Origin of the sequence: Vibrio kagoshimensis, assembly GCF_050337535.1 — a bacterium.
Classification (GTDB): Bacteria; Pseudomonadota; Gammaproteobacteria; order Enterobacterales; family Vibrionaceae; genus Vibrio; species Vibrio gallaecicus.
Window position 1 is genome coordinate 39,253 of sequence record NZ_JAKJSZ010000006.1, and the last position, 18,465, is coordinate 57,717.

The following is an 18,465-nucleotide window of genomic DNA, read 5'->3' on the forward strand; positions in this document are numbered from 1 at the left end:
TCGTTCTAATTTAGATCGGTTGTTCGTTTGTCGAACGTACCTACACCATCAGGCATGAGTGACCAAGAGGCTTGGTAAAACTCGCCACTCCAGTCTTCAATCGTTAGCCAAAGTTTTGCGTCGGTAGGCAGCTTTTTAGGAACAACAACATGGGCGGCTAAATTGCCAGTTACACCATGGATAACAAAGCCGGGAGCTCTTAGTGTCCGTGGTTTTTTGAAGTCAACGTACATAAATTTGATGTTGGAGAAGTCACCTTCAACAAACGCATTAACGTTAGTTTTTCTACCGGGACTAATTGGAGGCAGGTCTTTTTCTAAAAGACCGAGTACGACTTGCAAGCTAATATCCCATTGCCCAACGGTTTGTTGTTGGTATTGGTATCCGCCACCGGATGTGCCCTCTCGTTGAAGCTTGAAGGCAATACTAATTCCTATGCACATAACCAAAATAAACGCCCAGTTAAGATATTTGAAACCGGACATTGGTCCACCCCAGGGTCTAATGACTAGCCAAGCTTTAAGTAGCCTTTTTTTAGATTTAGACATTGAAGGGCGAATAATGCGTGAGACTTCAGATCTGGTTCGTTTGTAGTAAATAATGGTTCCTGAAACTGAAAGTGCTGTCATTGCAAATCCAAAAACAAACCATATCGTTTTAACTAAAATATCAGTCCAGCCTGATTCTCCGAAAGTTCCGTAATGAAGAGGTCTCATTGCCCTGTCAAACCGGTGACCAAAGTTGGCATCTTCCATTAATCTTGAGCCAATAATTTCACCTGTATAAGGGTGGATGAAATACACACTATCCATTATGTGAGTGAGTAGGTCGCCTTTTGTTCCACGGATTGAATAAGCCATACCATTGTGCTCAGGTGGGCGAAGTAAAAGGGGAGTAAAGTTAGGATCATGCTTATAAACCGCATCTACAATTTGCGCAGATGTCAGTTTCGTTGGGGTTTCGGTTCCTAGCTGTTTTATATCGGCTCTTGTCAGCCCTGGCTCAATTGGGAGTGCTTCGATGACTGGGGGAGCTAGTTTATAGAGGACCAGTGGGTTGTGATAAAACCACCAACTTCCAGATACGCCAATGATGAGAACAAACCAGAGAGACCATAAGCCAATAAATTTATGTAAATCAGCAAGAAAACGGTGGAATTTTACGCCTTGGTAGCGAGGTAAAGTAAAAAAATGTCGCCAAAATCGACGGTAGGATATCAGCCCTGTGATTAATCCAATAAGGCAAAGAATGCCGAAAAAGTTGACAAATGCACGACCAATTAACGGCATGAAAAGATTGGTATGAAGGATACGAATGAAGCTACCAACGGTTAAGAAGTCGGTTTCTCCTTTATATTCGCCAGTATATGGATCGATATGGACAACAGTAAATCCACCGCTTGATGTGCTTTTAATTGCGGTAGCGGATGTTTGCTCGCGATCGGAAGCCGTGTAGTAGGACGATAGCCCTGAGTTTGGAAATTCTTCCTGAAGGCGGTCGAACACAGCCCCTGCATTCATCTTCTTTGGCTCCGAAACCACGCGTTTTTCAGAGTAAATTAGCCAGTCGATTTCTTCATGGAAAACAGCGATTGTGCCACTAAGTAGAACGACACAAAAAATAATGGATAGCTTTAATCCAATGTAGCTGTGCACAAGAAAAGCGATTCTCCCGGCGGTGATTTTCTTGGCCTTTTTATTTTTTAATTTCCGCTCTAGACTTTCGTCAACTGAACTTCCAGATACTGACACATTCGTGGTCACGACTCTCTCCCTGTCTTGTTATTCAGCTTAGGTACTGTGCTTTATTCAATATGGGATCCAGATAAAGTTATCTAAATCAGAGTATTAACGCACTTATAATTCTGAGTGATGATTATTTATAAAATGCATTGTAAATGCAAACAATTACTATTATTGTTCGCTTCTTTGCTGCTTTTTATACACAAAATTTTCACAAATAATTAAAGGGAGGTGTGTTTTGAGGTTTTCTGCAACCGCTGTGGCAGTTCTATCTGTCCTATCAAATGGCGCTTTGGCTCAATCAGATATTCGAGATTCAGCACAAACAGAAGTGATTGTCGTTACAGGACAAAAAATTGCTCGCTCTACTCAAGACACTAAGGAAAGTGTGGCAGTCGTAACCGATCAAGATATAGAAAGGTACGAGCTACAAGATCTTAATGATATATACGCTTTTTCTGCCAATGTTTATGACATGGGTTCTGGTGAAGTGTTTGGTATTCGTGGGGTATCGCAAAATTCTGCATCAACCGGTGGTGGCACTGGTGAAATGGGCAGTCTTTATATTGATGGTGTTGCTTACACTGGCTATGCGAGCCGTTTTTTAGCGAAAGATGTTTGGGATGTTGAACAAGTTGAAGTGCTGCGTGGTCCCCAGTCCACTAACGTGGGACGAAATGCCCTTATCGGTGCTGTCGTCGTTGAATCTAAAAAGCCTGAACTTGGTTATTATGACGCTGTGATGAGAGTTGGAGCCGGTAACTACGGGCGTAAAGTTCTTGATGGTATGTTCAATGCTCCTGTTGGTGATGATGCGGCTTTGAGAGTTACTGGACAGTTCCATGAATCTGATGGGTTTATGAAAAATGCAACTTTAGGTAATGATGATTTCGATGCTCGTGAGAATCACAACATCCGAGCACAATTGTTGATCGAACCAAGTGACCAGTGGAGCCTAAATCTCATGGCTCAGTTTGCTAAGTCAGATCGTGGGCAAGACATTTACTATGTGAATCCAGCCAATGGATACCCACTAGATAGCCGAACATCTTATGATGATGTGGTAGCTCGAGAGAATTATGATGGCTTTACGGCTGCGATCGATTTTACGTATTACTTAACAGAGCAGTGGACGCTCAGCTCAATCACATCTTATTTAGGCGGTGATTACGTTCGAACAGACGATAGTGACAGAATACCAGGAGTAACGGGTAATCAAGTGGACAGGACTGTTGAGGATAAGAATATTGCTCAAGAAGTCCGTTTCAATTTTGAAGGTCAAGATACAAGAGGTGTCGCGGGCATCTATTTGACTCAGGTTGAACAAAAAATTGCTACCGATAGATTACAACTCGTAGGTATACACCCGTTGATTTCTGCAGGTTTAAATCAAATGGGCGCGGGAGCTTTGGAAGGGGCTATTCTTCCTCTTTACATGGAGAATGCGCAGATTGATGACAGTATCGCTTATGATAAAACAGTTAAGAATATGGCGTTTTTCACGGAATGGGATCATGATATCGCTTCTGCTTGGACTGCTTCTGCTGGTTTCCGTTATGACTATGAGAAGAGTGAAATTGCGCCATCTCAGCAATCGCGAAGTGTTGTTGGCGGGCTAAACTTACCAGATGCTGCAGGCGCAGGCGCTGCCATTGATTCGGCTACTGGGTTACCAGCGGGCACTGGTGCGGCGATTGTGTCTTCGATTAACAATAACCTTAATTCTTACGTAGGTGTTTCTAATCAAGCAAAGCAAGAGACTTCTTATCACGCGCTGCTTCCGCAGGTTGGGTTAACTTACAATATAAACCAAGATGCATCGATTAGCACTTTCTACAAACGCGGATACCGTTCTGGTGGTACAGATATCGATGGTACAGGTACATCTCGAAGTTTTGACCCTGAACACTTAGATAACTTCGAGCTGGCGATACGTACTGCTTGGTTAGATGGTGATTTAATTTCTAATGCTAATATTTATTACGGTGATTGGAAGAATCAGCAAGTAGATGTTTGCCCTGATGGAAACTCAGTTAACTGCTATACAGAAAATGCAGGTGAGTCGGAGATTTACGGTTTAGAGTTTGAGAACATCTACCTGTTTAATGAAGACCTGTCGCTATTTGCAAATGTGGGTTTTGCTAAAACGAAATTCAAAGATTATGTGGGAGCACAAGGGGATCTTTCAGGTAACCAATTCGCATTTAGTCCTGAATATACGGGTTCACTAGGGGCTAATTATTTCTTTACTGAACGTGTCTACTCTACATTTAGCGTGGATTATGTTGACGAGATGTACGGCGACCAAGCGAATAATGAGCTTTATAAGTCCGATGCTCGCACGATTTACAACGTAACCGCAGGTTACCTTGGGGATAACTTTAAAGTAGATGCTTATGTGAAAAACTTAACTGATGAGTTTTATATTAATGGTAACTACTCTGACTACCTTGATAACCAGAATATTCGAGCGGGAGCGCCAAGAGAGTTTGGTGCTAACCTAACAATATACATGTAGTAAAAGACCTATCATCAACGGAGAGGGCACGGGTATTTCGCCCTCTCTGCTTGGTGATTTATATTCAGCTAGAGCTGACTCTTCACCAAATCATTTACTCTTCAGCATCAAATACAATATTGCCCTGCAAGACAGTCATTAAGATGTTCGTATTTGCTATATCATCGGCAGACAAGTGGGTAATATTTTGCTCTAAGATAGCAAAATCAGCAGATTTTCCTACGTCGATAGAACCTGTAATGTCTTCTATTCCAAGGCTTATAGCTGCGTTGATAGTGTATGCATCAATAGCGGTCTTTATATTAGGCAACCCTGAACTTCCCATTCTTATACTGTTTGCGATACCTACAAGTGGGTTTAACTCATGGACATTCCAGTCACTACTTAATGTGAGGTTAGCCCCTGTATCAAATATAGCTTTAAGGTTCATTAATGCGTTTGCTCTCTTTGCTCCTAAAAATAGTTTAGCCCACGGGTGGTCGTGTTCGACAATGTAATCAGATCCTACTTGAAAATCCGCTGTAACATTTAAATTCGCAAAGCGATGAATATCGTCTGGATCTATAAGCTCGACATGGGTAAGCGTGTACGACTTCGATGCCCCGTTGCTACGAGCATGTTCTATCGCGTTAAGTGATTCACGAACAGCCCCGTCTCCAATAGCATGAATATGTGCGCTATAACCAATTTTATCCAATGCAGTCAGCCAAGTTTTCATTTGAGTAGGCGGAATATAATTAATGCCGTAAGGCTCATCTGGTATGTAAGTCTCTAAATACGGTGCCAGAGTTTTTGCGGTACCATTGATCGTAATACCATCGCTATACATTTTTACCTGATCGATTAGGAGTAGGCGAGATGTATCACTTGATTGAATTTTTTCCAGATAGACTAATTGGGGATTCATGGAGTCAGCAGGGTAAATCCATGGACGTAGGGATACTCGAGCCGTTAAGTTACCGTCTTGTTCCGCTTGTTTCCATACTTCATACCAACCGCGCTTCCAATAGAGCCGACCATCACCAATAGTCGTAATTCCGTATGATGCGGACTCTTCAAGACCAGCTATTAAGCCGTCATAGCTTTGATCAAATTGACCTTCTAGGCTGTTCCATGCCATTTCCATAACGATATCGCCAGCATTATCAAATAAGATGCCGTTAAGCTCACCGCTATCTGGATCTTTGATAATCTTTCCACCTTGAGGCTCGGGTGAATCTTTGGTGATAGCTGCAAGTTCAAGAGCGGCAGAATTGACCCACATAGAATGAGAAGTCTGTTCCATGAGCACAACAGGGCGAGTAGGAAAAATGCTGTCGATTACCTCTAGTGGAGTTTGAGTATTATTTTCATTGATTATGGCATCTAACGAAAAACCATAGCCTATTAACCAGCCTCTAGACTGACTTTTTCTACTACAAGCTTTTAAGTAAGGGATTTGATCTTCAAGTGAGGCGTCCATATGCAGCTCACAGTTACCGCCGGCCTCAGAAACAGCTTCAAATACATGGTTATGGTTATCAATAAACCCCGGCATGACATACGCTTTTTCAAGGTCTATCACTTCAGTATTTTTATTACTATACATTTTTGTGTCTGTAGCTTTACCTATAAATAGGACATTTCCATCATGAATGGCTATCGTATCGGCGTTCTCATGACCGTGAATTTGTGCGTTTGTAAAGATCATATCGGCTTCATCGAAAGCCAAAGTATGCGAGCTCATTATTAAACTCGCTACCAGAATTAGAGAGGAAGTTCGGTTCATCGTTACTCCTTCGGTTCCCACCGTCATTATGAATATAGTAAAGGTATGAACCTTAACCCATGGCGTTTTTGGTTCGTAATTCGCACACTTTATTAGAGTAAAAGCTCTGTCACATTCTGTAGATGACCTGTTGAGATATATATGAAACGAAACAATTGAGTGTCAACAATAAGATGAGTTGATGCAGGTCTAACAACGCCCCGTGATGAATAAAGGGGATAAATTACTTTGGTGAAAAATGAAAAAATTTGCGATTATTGCCTCTTCAACATTACTCTGCTCATGTGCCATCTTGGGACCTCAATCATATAAGGCACCGGATACAGGGAAAACGGCAACCCTAACATTAAGAAATCAATCCTCACTAGAGGCTCACATGACCTTCTTCAGAGAATATGAATTCTGTGCAGGCAGAAGTGAAGGGATCAAAACGCCACCTAATGGAAAGAACACATATAAAATTAGTGCAGAAACGCCTTTATCCATCAATATAACTATATCTGACTATTATACTTCATGCGGTGGCTTCTTAACTTTTCCAACCGAAGATAATCATTCTTATACTATGGAAATAAATGAGACTGTTGGAGGGTGTAGTACACAAATTTATGATTTAGTGTCTGGAGAAAAGACTGCTGTACCGTTTAAAAAGCGGAAAAGTAACATTTTCATGTTAAATGGAGACAGTGAATTTTGCAGTGATTAATTCGATGGTTTAACGAATACTGATTATCGTTGGCTGCCCGCGACAATCAGCAAATGATTCGTTGTCTACTTTAGGGCAGAAAACGACAAAGAATAGCTGTCGTGTATTAGTTAACGGATGCCTGGCAGTGTTTGCAGTTGCTGCTGTTTTTCGAAGATAAATTCAATAAACGTTGACAGTTTTTTTGATTTATTTCTCGCTTCATGGAATACAAGATAAAAAACGTTCCAATCAGGCCAAAGAGCTTCACAAACTGGCACAATTTCCCCATTACTAATGGCTGAATTCGCATCAAAACAAGGGACATAAATGATTCCTAACCCTGCTTTTGCGGCTTTCACAGCTTGCTTGGGGGATTCAAGTAACAAGTCGGAATTAGGGTAAATCGTCAGCTGTTTATTATCTTGCTGAACTAACCATGGTAATCCCTTACCTTTCACACCAATGTTAACTACCTTGTGTTTTTGTAACCACTCTAAATCGTGATTACTACCGTGCTCTTTTATCCACGAAGGCGAGGCATAAATGCCGTATTGCAACTCGAACAACCGTCGCTGTTTCAGATCTGAATTGGACAGTGGTCCCTGACGAAACGCAATATCTATCCCGTCATCGTAAAAATCTAGATTTTCATTGCTACCAACTAATTCGATATTGAGTTTTGGGTAAAGGGATTTAAATTCAATGATCCAGTCACTGAGTGGCCAATCAACAAATTGTAATGGAGCGGTGATGCGCAATGTGCCAGAGACCTGTGACTGGTTATCTTGCCAATCTTTTAGGGATTGATAACCCAACTCGAGTGGCTTTGTTAGAGCTAAATACTCAGTCCCAGATTGAGTTAACTGCATACTTCGCGTGTTCCTAACCAATAATGTGACACCTAATTGAGCCTCAAGATTGGCGATACGCCGGCTGACGGTACTTGTCGGCACTCCCAACGCGATAGCAGCTTTCGAGAAAGAACCCGTTTTAACAACGGTTGAAAACCATAAGCTAGCTTCAAGATCCATATTTATCCCATTTTTGGCAAGCAGGCTCTCACTTTATCCTACTAATGATTTTAATCAATGGTGTTTATGATTAGTGAACCATTAAGAAGGAGTATTACTATGTTAAAAACAATTGCTGTAATTGGCGCCACTGGCATGCTTGGTTTACCGGTAGCAAAAGCATTCGCTCATGCTGGTTATACGGTTCGTATCATTTCCAGAGATTCATCTAAAGCTAGAGAGTTATTCCAAGGTTCGCAATTTGAATTTATGGAAGCAGACCTATTTGACCATGATAGCTTGAGTGTAGCTCTGGAGCAGGTAGAAGCTATTCATATCAACCTTAGTGGTAATAGCCCTGAGACTTATCGCCGAAATCACATTGAAGGAACAAAACATATTCTTCGAGCTGTGGATAAATCGTCCATACAGTTAATAACGATGATTTCAACCGCAACGGCGTATCCCCAAAATAGTTTTAGAATCGATACGCAGGCAAAGCTAGAAGCAGAAAACTTATTAAAGAACAGTGGCATTCCTTACATGACATATTTGCCAAGTTGGTTCTTCGAGACTCTACATTTATTAGTTGACCAAGAGACAGTGACAACAATGTGCAACTCAACGAAACCAATTCATTGGCTAAGCGCAGATGATTACGCAAAGGCCGTTGTTCAAAGTTACACATTGCCTAGCTTATACAATAAGCGTTTAACACTGCTGGGGCCGGAAGCCATGACAATAACCGAGGCTGCTGATATATATGCACAATCAAAAAAACTATCCAGGCAGCATATGATTGAAAGTGATGCTTGGGCTTACGCCAAAGAGCTGGGTGATGACACTCTACTTGATGCCGTTGATTTATTATCGTACACCGAAAAAGTTGGAGAAAAACCAGATCTTGTTACTCTGGAGCATCCACTGACTTCCTCAACCAGCCTATCCGAATGGTTAAAGGTAAATTAAATCTCGGTGGAAAAAGGCTCCTAACAATTAGGGGCTTTCATTGTTAAAAAGAAAAATTTCTTGCACCATAAACATCAATAAAGAGCTATAAAGTTCATTTCCATTTTAGACATGGGTTGCTTCATTGCCCTAGCTTCATTCCATGTTTTATTCTGATTGAAGGCACTATGATTGTATGAGTGATAGAACACGAAAAAAACTAGAGAAAGCTCTACTGTTTATAGAAAAAAATATAGAAGAGAAAATATCGGCAGAACAAATAGCTGAACATGCGATGTTGTCACCTTTCCATTTTCAACGTCTCTTCAGTGCTCATTTAGGTGAGTCCGTTGGTCAGTATGTATTACACCGTCGCTTAGAATTGGCTGCAAATAGTCTATCAACCCAACCAACACTTGGTGTACTCGATATTGCGCTGAAATCAGGTTTCGAAACTCACAGTGCATTCTCGCGGGCATTTCGTCAGCATTTTCAGGTGAGCCCTAGTGAGTTTCGTTCTCACCCTGAGCACATTCGAATAGGGTTGGATGAATCACGTCCTTTCCTAAATACTATTGCCGCAAAGAACTTGTCACCAAAGGTTGAGCTTAAAACTTTACCGACCTTGTTTTATCAATACAGTGCAACGTCTGGAACGATCAATGGAACGTTTCTGACCCAAGCTCTACGAGATGTTTCGACGGAATTCCAGCGACTAAGTCAAGAGCCACAGTTGTATGGTTTAGTGAGTGCTTTTCCTTCCAGCCCACAAAGTCTTAACGATGAACATGCCCAAGTCCTGTACGGTGCACTTTTTTATGAACCGAAGGATCATTTACATACACCATATTCAAGTCGAATTGAGCAGGGGTTATGGGCTGTATTTGAACACATCGGTCACTACGATTACCTTTATCAGACGTGGAACCATGCTTTTCGCTCTTGGCTACCAAGCTCAGGCTATGAGCTCAGAGATGCTCTTCCTTTTGAGCTATATTTGACCTCCCCAGAAAATACTCACCCACAAAACTGGGTAACACACATTTATGTGCCGCTAAAAGCTAGCAGAGATTAAACGGCGAAAAGATAGCAGAGATTGAACAGCGAAAAAGTGCGTATGCTGGTGCAATAGATCGTAGATAACACACAAGGGAGTATCTATGACTATTCACCATATGACGGCTATTGAGGCTTGCAAAGCGCTAAAGAAAAGAAGTATCACCGCTCAAGAAATCAAGACACACTTACTAAGTCGAGTTTCCTTACTCGATGATGAAATGGGCGCTTTTATTTATCAAGATCAAACCGCAGCGTTAGATAACACCGAGTTACTAGCCGGTCTTCCCATAAGTTTTAAAGACCAGTTCCATATAGAGAATCTACCTTGTAGTTTTGGCCTTAATAAAACCATACACAGTGATATCACAGCGCCAATTGCAGAAAAGCTGTTTGCCCAAGGTGCTACCTTGCTTGGTAAAACTAGCCTTCCGCCTTTAGCCATGGATTTTCAAACGAATAACCCAATACGTGGTTTTTGTAAAAATCCGTGGAACCCCGATTACACGGTTGGAGGCAGTAGTGGAGGCGGTGCGACCGCAGTTGCGACCGGGATGAGCTTCGTTGATATTGGTACTGATTTGTCTGGTTCGTTAAGGATACCTGCAAGCTTCTGTGGTGTTTATAGTTTATTACCGAGTGAAGGTGCAGTAAGCAGCGACGGAATGCTGTTAACCCCATCATTGTCTCTAAATCATTTTGCACGGCCAGGTCCAATAGCTAGGCAAGCAAAAGACTTAGCTTTAATGTGGCGAGCACTCAGTGGTGAACATGAATCTAGTATTCCAAAAAGTTTGAATTTGGCGTATTGGCTCGAAGCTGATGACGTGCCGCTGGATGCTGATATTCAGGATCTAATAACTCAAATGATGGCCTGCTGGCAACAAAAAGGTCATCAATGCGTGAAAGCTAAACCCAAGAATTTCTGCTTCAAAAAGTCTTGGGAAACATTCGGACGCATAATGGGTGATGAAACGTCGGCATTCATGAACCCTTTGACACGATGGTTGAGCTTACTCTTCGGAAACCAGAGTCGAAAGCGTTCCCCGAACTTTCTTAATAATGTAATGAAGGGTTATCGTAGAAACCCAAATGAATATACAAGCGCACTGAAAGACAGAGAAGAAACGCTTCTAGACTGTCATGATTTTTTTAAAAACATTGATGCTTGGATATTACCTGTCACCTGCTGTACCGCGTTTAAACACATGACACCTACATCTGAGCATGGTCCTAGTCGTGATTATAGAGAACCAATAATGGTCAATGGTTTAGAGGTGAATTACTTTGATGCTCTCACCGCTTTTACTACACCAGTCAGTCTGATAGGTCATCCCGTTGTAACCATCCCAATTGGTTTAGACCGAAATGGGCTCCCCATCGGAATTCAAATAGTCGGGCGCATGAACAAAGAATCAGAATTGATATCAATTGCAGAAGAGTTATCAAAGCATACCCGAATTCCTGACTGTCCGGTCTTCTAATATGCCTTCTATTAAATGAAAGTTTTTAAAAATCATGAGTTCACAGTGGTGTGAATTTTATTGTTAAACAACAACTAACAGGTGTTGATATGCAGTATGAGGTTGATGTTAAGTCGGAACATAGCGCATTGTTTTTATTGTTGAGAAACATATTAATTGAAGACTATAAGTTGCTCGAAACAAGAAAACAGCGAATAACCAGTTACTCAGACCCTTGCGGTGGAGTTTGCCATATGAGGACCACGAAAAATGGCGTTGATATCGGTTTCTTAAAAGGCGTCCACATGGTTGATACCTATAATCAACTGACAGGTACTGGAAAGATGATGCGAGTTCTACCGATTAAAACGGTGGAGCTAAAAGTAATTACTCACTACCTTACTCAAGCTATAGACATCAATAGAGCAACTCGGTGATGTTCGATTTTTGGCTAGAAATGAGCTGCCGTAAGCCAAGTTATCTGCCTATGTTCATGGGGACATGCTAATGGATCTATGCTCATGGTTTGTGTGCATAGACCAATTTCTATAGATCAGTGTTCAATGTTATAGACCTATATTTTATAGGTCTTTGAATTGTTATCACTGGCGCTGGTGGGCTAGTTTTTAGTCAGACCATTTTGTTTAGAACTAAACATCTAGATTCAGTCAGCGAACAAAGTTGCGAATAGGAGAGGCGAGATCATCCAACGGAACATGTCTTCGCAGAAATGTTGTGTCTTGGATTAACTAATGCGAACTGATCCTGTCCATCCAAAATGACGGAAGTAGTCTTGGGTAGGATCTCAAACCACCAGGCTCCCATATCACCAATCTATTGCTTTCCAGTTTGCTAATGCTATTTAGCCCGACTAAAAGTAATGTTTGTCAGAATGCAGAACTCGACCCCAGTACTGTTCTATTCATTCTCTGATACAGCTTTGCCAATCAATTGACCTCGATATTGGGTCATCCAATTAGCGAGTGAATCGAGAGTTGGTTTTAATGTAATTCCCAAATCAGTCACACGATATTCAACTCTGGGAGGCATCTCTGGATAGACTTTTCTACTAACAAGCCCAAGGCTTTCAAAAGCACGTAATTGCTTTGTTAATTCCTTTTGCGTGATAGGACCTATCGCTCTCTGTAACTCGCCAAAACGTATTACATCATTCGTGACAATCAAGCGGTATAAAATTGGGATTGCCCATTTTCCTGAAACAATATTTACGAAGTCGACCATTGGGCATGAAGACTTATTGTCTATAAATTTATTTTTATTTATTTCCTTAGTATCCATTTGGTACCTACTATGCAATTGAAACTGTTTAGCAAATAATGCCCTCCGATTACGTAAAAAACAACAGGAGATATGATGTCATTAAGATTACAGAATAAGTATGCCTTAATCACCGGAGGTACCGCAGGTATCGGACTGGAAACGGCAAAGCAGTTTCGCTTAGAAGGGGCGTGCGTTGCAATAACAGGACGTGGAGAAGAAGGGCTAATAAAAGCAAAGCAGGAGTTAGGGGATAGTACAATCTTTATTCAAAATGATTCTTCTGATGTCCATCAGCAATACAAGTTAGCCGAAACAATTAAATCTGTATTTCCGAGGCTTGATGTACTTTATATCAATGCTGGCGATGTAACACACAAATCACTCGAAGAATGGGATGAGGAAGGTTTTGATCGTGTAATCAATACAAACTTAAAAGGTCCTTTCTTTCTAATTCGCTCATTATTACCGATATTATCTGACTCAGCCTCTATCATCCTATGTGGAAGCGTTTCAGCCCAAATAGGTCTACCGAAAAGTAGTGTTTATTCTGCAAGTAAAGCCGGACTGATCTCCCTTGCCAGAACATTATCTGGGGAACTAAAACATCTAGGTATTCGAGTTAACACACTGAGTCCAGGACCAACGCAGACAGAGGCTTTTGATAAATTTGGTTTGCCTGATTGTGAGAAAGTAGCTTTGATTAACCAAGTAAAAGAGTTAGTCCCGCTAAAGCGTTTGGGAACACCACTAGAATTGGCAAAAGCAGCCGTTTTTCTCGCCTCTGACGAATCCGCCTATATGCTTGGTTCTGAATTACTGATTGATGGCGGCGTAGGGAATTTATAAGTGTTTTGTGGTGAAATCTTGCGGTGAAAAAATAGATTTGCCCACAACTTTCGATGTTTTTCATACCTATTCTTATCCAACAATACCCTGACTTTTACCCGTGGCACTTTCCAGCTCAAAAGTGCCACCAAGCTTGCTAGGTAAGAAAAAGCAACTGTTATGCATTTAGCAATTTTGTTCTATCTTCACTATCACTTGCTCTCTATACTTTCATTATGTTTCCACTAAATAGGTTGAGTCTGTAAGCATGCAAGAACAATTTAGCTATCAAAAAAGTACGCATACTAAAGGATTGTGTTCATTTTCGGCAAAGATCAAAGACTTTAGCTACGGTAAACATGCCCATGAAGAGTTCAGTATCGGTGTGACATGCCGTGGCCGTCAGGACTTTTTTAGTAATGGAACTTTTCATAAAAGTCAGGCAGGAAACGTGATCTTTTTTAATCCAGAACAGGTTCATGATGGGCATGCTGGAGGTGGAAAAGATATGGAGTATGAAATGGTCTACATACCTGAATCGACAATGATGAGTTTGATGCAAAGCATAGGTAATGTATCTAAAGATCAGTCTCTATTGAAAGTATCATCTTTCCATGATGCGGTTTTGCAAAAACAGATCATTTCAATTGCACGCTTTATGAACTTAGATCAGCCACTTTCTTCACTAGAAGAAGAGCATCTGTTACTCGGCATCGCTCATTCGATTGTTCGTCTTGGCGATGGCTCTTTTATTGATAAGGTAGCTTATGGGCGAACAGATAAACTATTGGAGCAAGCAAAGGAGTTTATTCACTTCAACCTTAATCGAAAACTAGGTATTGAAGAGATTTCAAGCGCTGCCAATATGTCTAAATATCATTTCATTCGACTGTTTAACAAACAGTTTGGCATGACGCCACATCAGTATGTACTTAGCTATAAAATCAATCGTGTAAAACGCGAATTAGAACTAGGTGACAATGCAGCGAATATTGCTTTTAAGTACGGTTTTTCCGATTTAAGTCATCTTAATCGTAACTTTAAGAATACGTTTGGCATCACGCCGACCCAATACCAAAGACAACTCTCGCTTTAGACTCAACTAAAGCATCTACCAAAAGATAAAATCTATGCTGGACATAATTATTTATGCTCTAGGGGTCATGTACACCCCAGGGCCAGTCAATGCTATCTGCTTAAACAGTGGCATACAGAAACAAAATTCGATATTTGGTTTTAGTCTCGGTGTCTCGATCGCCATGTTTGCATTATTCAGTGCTGTTTCGCTGATTGGTGAAACATTAATGAATTATGCTGTCTTACAATGGACAGCAATACTGGGTGCTATCTACATTCTTTGGTTGGCATACAAAATATTCTTAAGCCAAGTGGGTAAGGTTGAATTAAAGCCAAGCCAAAGCATGAATCTGCGAGACGGTTTGATGCTTCAGCTTCTTAATCCGAAAGGCATTACGGTTGTATTGCCTATTGCAACAGTTCAATTTCCATCAGCAGGTATTACGGGCGGGTACATCTTTGTATGGTGCGCTATTTTGGCACTACTTGCGTTTGGTGCACCTACTGTTTATTACATTGCTGGACGTCTTATTGGCAAAAAGATAAACGAAACTGACTATTTAGTTGTAATGAATAAGCTAATGGCAGTGTTATTACTGTTTGTTGGCTTAAAGATGGGTGTACCGCCTGTCATTGATTTAGTGTTCTGATTAATAAGAGGTTATATGCGATTTGATTCTAAGTTTGTCATTGTTGTGGCAGAGGATTTACCAGTATGGCAGAAATTGAATGTTGTAAGTTTTTTATCTGGTGGCATCACTTCGACATCAGCGGTTAAGACTGGAGAACGATATGTGGATGGGAGTGACAACACCTACCTACCACTTTGTATTCAGCCAACAATAGTACTTAAAGTGAAGAGAAGTAAACTGCCTACTTTTATCCAACGCGCTAATCGTGCAAACATTGAAACTGCAATATTCATCGAAGATATGTTCGCAACAGGTCATGATGAAGCTAATCGAAGAACCGTTCGTTACTATGGTACGGAAAGCTTACCCTTAGTCGGGATTGCTATGTATGCAGAGAAAAAATTAGTGGATAAAGTGGTCAAAGGTGCGAAGCTTCACGATTAGGGTTGAAGTGATTATATCTGTAATAACACAAACCTAGGGTAACGAGCCAGAGAAAAGTCCGGCTCATTTTTGTCCAGATTCGTGCTGATGGGCTAGATCATCGTAACGCAGATCTGCCCCTTTCCTGTTTAGAGTCGTTACTCATAACATTTCTGAACAATTCGATTTGAACAAATATTACTAATGCCGATATAGTGCAACTAACTACATAAGGATGGTCACGCACGGATTATGGGTAATGGAAAAATCGCTGTATTAATTGATTCAGAAAACACTCCACACTCAAAGCTAAACCTTATTATTGAAGAGCTTTCTCGTTTTGGGCAGATCATCGTTAAACGGGCATATGGCGATTTTTCTGCTGAGCAACTAAAGAACTGGAAGCAACCATTGAATGAGTTAGCGATTCAAGCTAAACAGCAATTTGCCTATACATCTGGAAAAAACTCGACAGACTCTTTAATGATTATTGATGCAATGGATCTTTTGTACAGCCAAAGGTTTGATGCTTTTGCTTTGATATCCAGTGATAGTGACTTTACAAGTCTTGCTACGAGATTAAGAGAGTCGGAGATACACGTCATCGGTGTTGGAAAAGCGATGACTCCGACTTCGTTTAAAAACGCTTGTGACGACTTTGTAGCGATAGAAAACTTAAACGCTGATCTTGGGGAGACACAATCAAGCTCTAATCAAGACGCAGAATGCGAATTATGGCAATTAATGCATCAAGCTTGGCAGAACTATAGAGATGAATCGGGTTGGGCAAAACTAGGCGAAATTGGAAAGTATTTAAAAAGATTGAAGCCAGATTTTGACCCTCGAAACTACGGATTGAAGAAGTTATCTGATTTTTTTGATAAATATCCAACGCGCTATAGAACCCGTAATACTAAACGTTCTGGTATGGAATTTCAGCTGATAACAAAGGCTAGCAAACAAAAATGATGTGCTGTCATCACTGGCGGCATACGGCAATCGAGTAACTCAAAACTGCCCCAAATTCATTCAGAATAAATACTCATTCATATCTTGCTATTATGAGTTTGCCCTACAATAAATTGTCCGGATTAAGCACCGAAGTCAGTTCGTCCAAGAGGAGAAAACCTGGCTCTATGCATAAGGAACGGACAATCGAGATGCCCCCACAAACCTAGGTGGAATGCTTACTCTTCAACATTAGCGCGCTTTTGGAGATAACAATCGCTCTACAATAGCAACTAATGACCGTACTTTTATTAACTTAAGTTCCTTGCCTAACGAGTATGTAAAGGTTAGATAGATAGTGCGAAATAAAAAGGACCTGCCATGTGGCAGGCCAAATCCCTGTGGAGCAAGTTATGGGCGATAAATTCAAGTCAGAACTTGAATAAGGGGGGAGGTCGACCTAGGCTGCGATTTCTTTGGCAGGCTTGATTTGAGAAGTCATATTCAAGCTTAGTAAGCGACAGGCGTTAACTTCTCCCATGCCTTCTATAGAATCTAACTGAGTCATTAATATTGATGAGATTTGAGCTTCTTGAGCTTTCTGGTTTAAGCATTCTACTACCTGCGATGCGAGTTCGACTTTGGCTCCTTCCGCTTTGAAGTACAAGGGTTCAACCCCTCGTAAGATTGTCATTTGTGCAAGCAACGCTGGATTATCGCTAAGAGCCCAAATCTTAGCCTTACTCTGACAGCGAGACATTAACAGCGGAGTTTCTCCCTGTTTGGTTAGAATCGCAACGCCAAGATCTTGATGAGCGCGAGAAGCTGAAATCATCGATGAAAGCGCAAAGCTTTTACCTGGGTTAGAACATAAATGTTGAAGGGTATCCCAGCAGTCATGGTTACATTCGAGTTCGTGTTCTGCGCCTTCTGCGATACGAACCATAGCTTCGACTGCTTCGATAGGGTATTTACCCGCCGCGGATTCGGCTGAGAGCATCACGGCGTCTGTACCATCAATAATCGCATTTGCCACGTCTAACACTTCTGCTCGAGTAGGAAGTGGGTTATCGATCATTGATTCCAACATTTGTGTTGCGGTGATCACTGGTTTACCCCAATACTTAGAGCGGTTTATTAGTGATTTTTGAACCATAGGTAATCGCGCGTCACCAATCTCTACGCCTAAATCGCCGCGAGCAACCATTATGATATCTGATGCGATAATCACGTCATCCATGGCTTCTTTGGTTGCCACGACTTCTGCACGTTCCACTTTTGCGACGATCTTGGCATCGCAACCTGCTTTACGCGCTAAGCTACGAGCGTATTCGATATCTTGTGCATTACGAGGGAAAGAAATAGCAAGGAAGTCGGCACGGATTTTCGCTGCGGTTTCAATGTCTTGAACGTCCTTAGCGGTAAGGGCCGGTGCAGAAAGACCGCCACCTAATAAGTTGATGCCTTTACGGTTAGATAATTTACCGCTATTCAATACCGTAGTTTTTATCCATTGCTCGTTAGTATCCACTTGGTTAATTTTCAGCTGAATGCGGCCATCATCCAGCAGCAGAATATCGTCTTTATTTACATCTTGAATGAGCTCTGGATAATCAAGGCCAATTATCTCTTGGTTACCTACGTGTGCATCGAGTGTTCCGCTCAGCGTGAATGTGTCGCCTTGATTGAGTTGAACTGCATCATTTTCGAAACAAGAAATACGAATCTTAGGACCTTGTAAATCAACAAGTACACCAACATAAGTGTCAAGTTCAGCCGCGATTTCACGAACCAAGTGTGCACGTGCGATGTGCTCTTGCGCTGTTCCATGTGAAAAATTTAGCCTGACTATGTTAGCGCCTGCTCGAATTAATTTAGTCAGTGTTTCACGGCTTTCACTTGCTGGACCTAGCGTGGCCACAATTTTGGTTTTACACATTTATCACCTCAATCGACACATAAAAAAGAAAATAGAAATAAGGGGTCTATCAATTTCGTAAGCACTCTTTGCAAAAGAACTTAAGAAAATGGAGAGCGTCAGAAAATAGTGAAGTAAGCGGGAGTTGCCTCCCGCTTTTGTGATGAA

General features: G+C 41.3%; 16 protein-coding genes. 11 read left to right on the top strand and 5 right to left on the bottom strand.

Annotated elements, in window-relative coordinates:
- Nucleotides 1-5: 5 nt before the first annotated feature.
- A complete protein-coding gene (locus L4C37_RS06485) occupies nucleotides 6-1,763 on the bottom strand; it encodes a PepSY-associated TM helix domain-containing protein (protein WP_273293395.1) in 1,758 nt (585 codons plus the stop codon).
- 217 nt (nucleotides 1,764-1,980) lie between these two features.
- Here L4C37_RS06485 and L4C37_RS06490 point away from each other — a divergent pair, with 217 nt between their 5' ends.
- Complete coding sequence (locus L4C37_RS06490) at nucleotides 1,981-4,260, top strand: TonB-dependent receptor (RefSeq protein ID WP_429768168.1); 2,280 nt, start codon at nucleotides 1,981-1,983, stop codon at nucleotides 4,258-4,260.
- A 94-nt stretch (nucleotides 4,261-4,354) separates the two neighbouring features.
- On the opposite strand, the gene L4C37_RS06495 is transcribed toward L4C37_RS06490, so the two are convergent.
- Complete coding sequence (locus tag L4C37_RS06495) at nucleotides 4,355-6,028, bottom strand: amidohydrolase (RefSeq protein WP_429768169.1); 1,674 nt, start codon at nucleotides 6,026-6,028, stop codon at nucleotides 4,355-4,357.
- A gap of 238 nt (nucleotides 6,029-6,266) precedes the next feature.
- On the opposite strand from L4C37_RS06495, the gene L4C37_RS06500 reads away from it, so the two are divergent.
- Complete coding sequence (locus tag L4C37_RS06500; RefSeq protein ID WP_429768170.1) at nucleotides 6,267-6,734, top strand: hypothetical protein; 468 nt, start codon at nucleotides 6,267-6,269, stop codon at nucleotides 6,732-6,734.
- Between the two features lie 110 nt (nucleotides 6,735-6,844).
- On the opposite strand, the gene L4C37_RS06505 is transcribed toward L4C37_RS06500, so the two are convergent.
- Nucleotides 6,845-7,747: a LysR family transcriptional regulator gene (locus L4C37_RS06505; RefSeq protein WP_429768171.1), complete on the bottom strand. Its 903-nt coding sequence runs from the start codon at nucleotides 7,745-7,747 to the stop codon at nucleotides 6,845-6,847.
- A gap of 99 nt (nucleotides 7,748-7,846) precedes the next feature.
- On the opposite strand from L4C37_RS06505, the gene L4C37_RS06510 reads away from it, so the two are divergent.
- From L4C37_RS06510 to L4C37_RS06525, 4 genes are all read left to right on the top strand, one after another.
- Nucleotides 7,847-8,695: an SDR family oxidoreductase gene (locus tag L4C37_RS06510; protein WP_429768172.1), complete on the top strand. Its 849-nt coding sequence runs from the start codon at nucleotides 7,847-7,849 to the stop codon at nucleotides 8,693-8,695.
- A gap of 175 nt (nucleotides 8,696-8,870) precedes the next feature.
- The gene (locus L4C37_RS06515) at nucleotides 8,871-9,749 is read left to right on the top strand and encodes an AraC family transcriptional regulator (RefSeq protein WP_429768173.1); all 879 of its coding nucleotides are present in this window, start codon (nucleotides 8,871-8,873) and stop codon (nucleotides 9,747-9,749) included.
- Nucleotides 9,750-9,834: 85 nt separating this feature from the next.
- Nucleotides 9,835-11,214 carry an amidase gene (locus L4C37_RS06520; RefSeq protein ID WP_429768174.1) on the top strand — a complete coding sequence of 460 codons (1,380 nt, stop codon included), beginning with the start codon at nucleotides 9,835-9,837 and terminating at the stop codon, nucleotides 11,212-11,214.
- A 233-nt stretch (nucleotides 11,215-11,447) separates the two neighbouring features.
- A complete protein-coding gene (locus L4C37_RS06525; protein ID WP_429768175.1) occupies nucleotides 11,448-11,630 on the top strand; it encodes a hypothetical protein in 183 nt (60 codons plus the stop codon).
- 481 nt (nucleotides 11,631-12,111) lie between these two features.
- On the opposite strand, the gene L4C37_RS06530 is transcribed toward L4C37_RS06525, so the two are convergent.
- Nucleotides 12,112-12,492: a winged helix-turn-helix transcriptional regulator gene (locus tag L4C37_RS06530; RefSeq protein WP_137372847.1), complete on the bottom strand. Its 381-nt coding sequence runs from the start codon at nucleotides 12,490-12,492 to the stop codon at nucleotides 12,112-12,114.
- Between the two features lie 75 nt (nucleotides 12,493-12,567).
- On the opposite strand from L4C37_RS06530, the gene L4C37_RS06535 reads away from it, so the two are divergent.
- The 5 genes from L4C37_RS06535 (at nucleotide 12,568) to L4C37_RS06555 (ending at nucleotide 16,400) form a co-directional block, all read left to right on the top strand.
- Nucleotides 12,568-13,320 carry an SDR family oxidoreductase gene (locus L4C37_RS06535; protein ID WP_137372848.1) on the top strand — a complete coding sequence of 251 codons (753 nt, stop codon included), beginning with the start codon at nucleotides 12,568-12,570 and terminating at the stop codon, nucleotides 13,318-13,320.
- Nucleotides 13,321-13,567: 247 nt separating this feature from the next.
- Nucleotides 13,568-14,395: an AraC family transcriptional regulator gene (locus L4C37_RS06540; protein ID WP_429768176.1), complete on the top strand. Its 828-nt coding sequence runs from the start codon at nucleotides 13,568-13,570 to the stop codon at nucleotides 14,393-14,395.
- Between the two features lie 34 nt (nucleotides 14,396-14,429).
- Nucleotides 14,430-15,026, top strand: a complete 597-nt coding sequence (locus L4C37_RS06545; RefSeq protein WP_429768177.1) for a LysE family translocator — start codon at nucleotides 14,430-14,432, stop codon at nucleotides 15,024-15,026.
- 15 nt (nucleotides 15,027-15,041) lie between these two features.
- Nucleotides 15,042-15,452 carry a DUF2000 family protein gene (locus L4C37_RS06550; RefSeq protein WP_137372851.1) on the top strand — a complete coding sequence of 137 codons (411 nt, stop codon included), beginning with the start codon at nucleotides 15,042-15,044 and terminating at the stop codon, nucleotides 15,450-15,452.
- Between the two features lie 231 nt (nucleotides 15,453-15,683).
- Nucleotides 15,684-16,400: an NYN domain-containing protein gene (locus tag L4C37_RS06555; protein ID WP_429768178.1), complete on the top strand. Its 717-nt coding sequence runs from the start codon at nucleotides 15,684-15,686 to the stop codon at nucleotides 16,398-16,400.
- A 439-nt stretch (nucleotides 16,401-16,839) separates the two neighbouring features.
- On the opposite strand, the gene pyk is transcribed toward L4C37_RS06555, so the two are convergent.
- Nucleotides 16,840-18,318 carry a pyruvate kinase gene (gene pyk, locus L4C37_RS06560; RefSeq protein WP_372266100.1) on the bottom strand — a complete coding sequence of 493 codons (1,479 nt, stop codon included), beginning with the start codon at nucleotides 18,316-18,318 and terminating at the stop codon, nucleotides 16,840-16,842.
- Between the last annotated feature and the right edge of the window lie 147 nt (nucleotides 18,319-18,465).

Excerpts from the sequence above, each read along its gene's own strand:
- L4C37_RS06495 (WP_429768169.1), bottom strand. The coding sequence starts at position 6,028 with ATGAACCGAACTTCCTCTCTAATTCTGGTAGCGAGTTTAATAATGAGC.
- L4C37_RS06500 (WP_429768170.1), top strand. The coding sequence starts at position 6,267 with ATGAAAAAATTTGCGATTATTGCCTCTTCAACATTACTCTGCTCATGT.
- L4C37_RS06505 (WP_429768171.1), bottom strand. The coding sequence starts at position 7,747 with ATGGATCTTGAAGCTAGCTTATGGTTTTCAACCGTTGTTAAAACGGGT.
- L4C37_RS06510 (WP_429768172.1), top strand. The coding sequence starts at position 7,847 with ATGTTAAAAACAATTGCTGTAATTGGCGCCACTGGCATGCTTGGTTTA.
- L4C37_RS06515 (WP_429768173.1), top strand. The coding sequence starts at position 8,871 with ATGAGTGATAGAACACGAAAAAAACTAGAGAAAGCTCTACTGTTTATA.
- L4C37_RS06520 (WP_429768174.1), top strand. The coding sequence starts at position 9,835 with ATGACTATTCACCATATGACGGCTATTGAGGCTTGCAAAGCGCTAAAG.
- L4C37_RS06525 (WP_429768175.1), top strand. The coding sequence starts at position 11,448 with ATGAGGACCACGAAAAATGGCGTTGATATCGGTTTCTTAAAAGGCGTC.
- L4C37_RS06530 (WP_137372847.1), bottom strand. The coding sequence starts at position 12,492 with ATGGATACTAAGGAAATAAATAAAAATAAATTTATAGACAATAAGTCT.
- L4C37_RS06535 (WP_137372848.1), top strand. The coding sequence starts at position 12,568 with ATGTCATTAAGATTACAGAATAAGTATGCCTTAATCACCGGAGGTACC.
- L4C37_RS06540 (WP_429768176.1), top strand. The coding sequence starts at position 13,568 with ATGCAAGAACAATTTAGCTATCAAAAAAGTACGCATACTAAAGGATTG.
- L4C37_RS06545 (WP_429768177.1), top strand. The coding sequence starts at position 14,430 with ATGCTGGACATAATTATTTATGCTCTAGGGGTCATGTACACCCCAGGG.
- L4C37_RS06550 (WP_137372851.1), top strand. The coding sequence starts at position 15,042 with ATGCGATTTGATTCTAAGTTTGTCATTGTTGTGGCAGAGGATTTACCA.
- L4C37_RS06555 (WP_429768178.1), top strand. The coding sequence starts at position 15,684 with ATGGGTAATGGAAAAATCGCTGTATTAATTGATTCAGAAAACACTCCA.
- pyk (WP_372266100.1), bottom strand. The coding sequence starts at position 18,318 with ATGTGTAAAACCAAAATTGTGGCCACGCTAGGTCCAGCAAGTGAAAGC.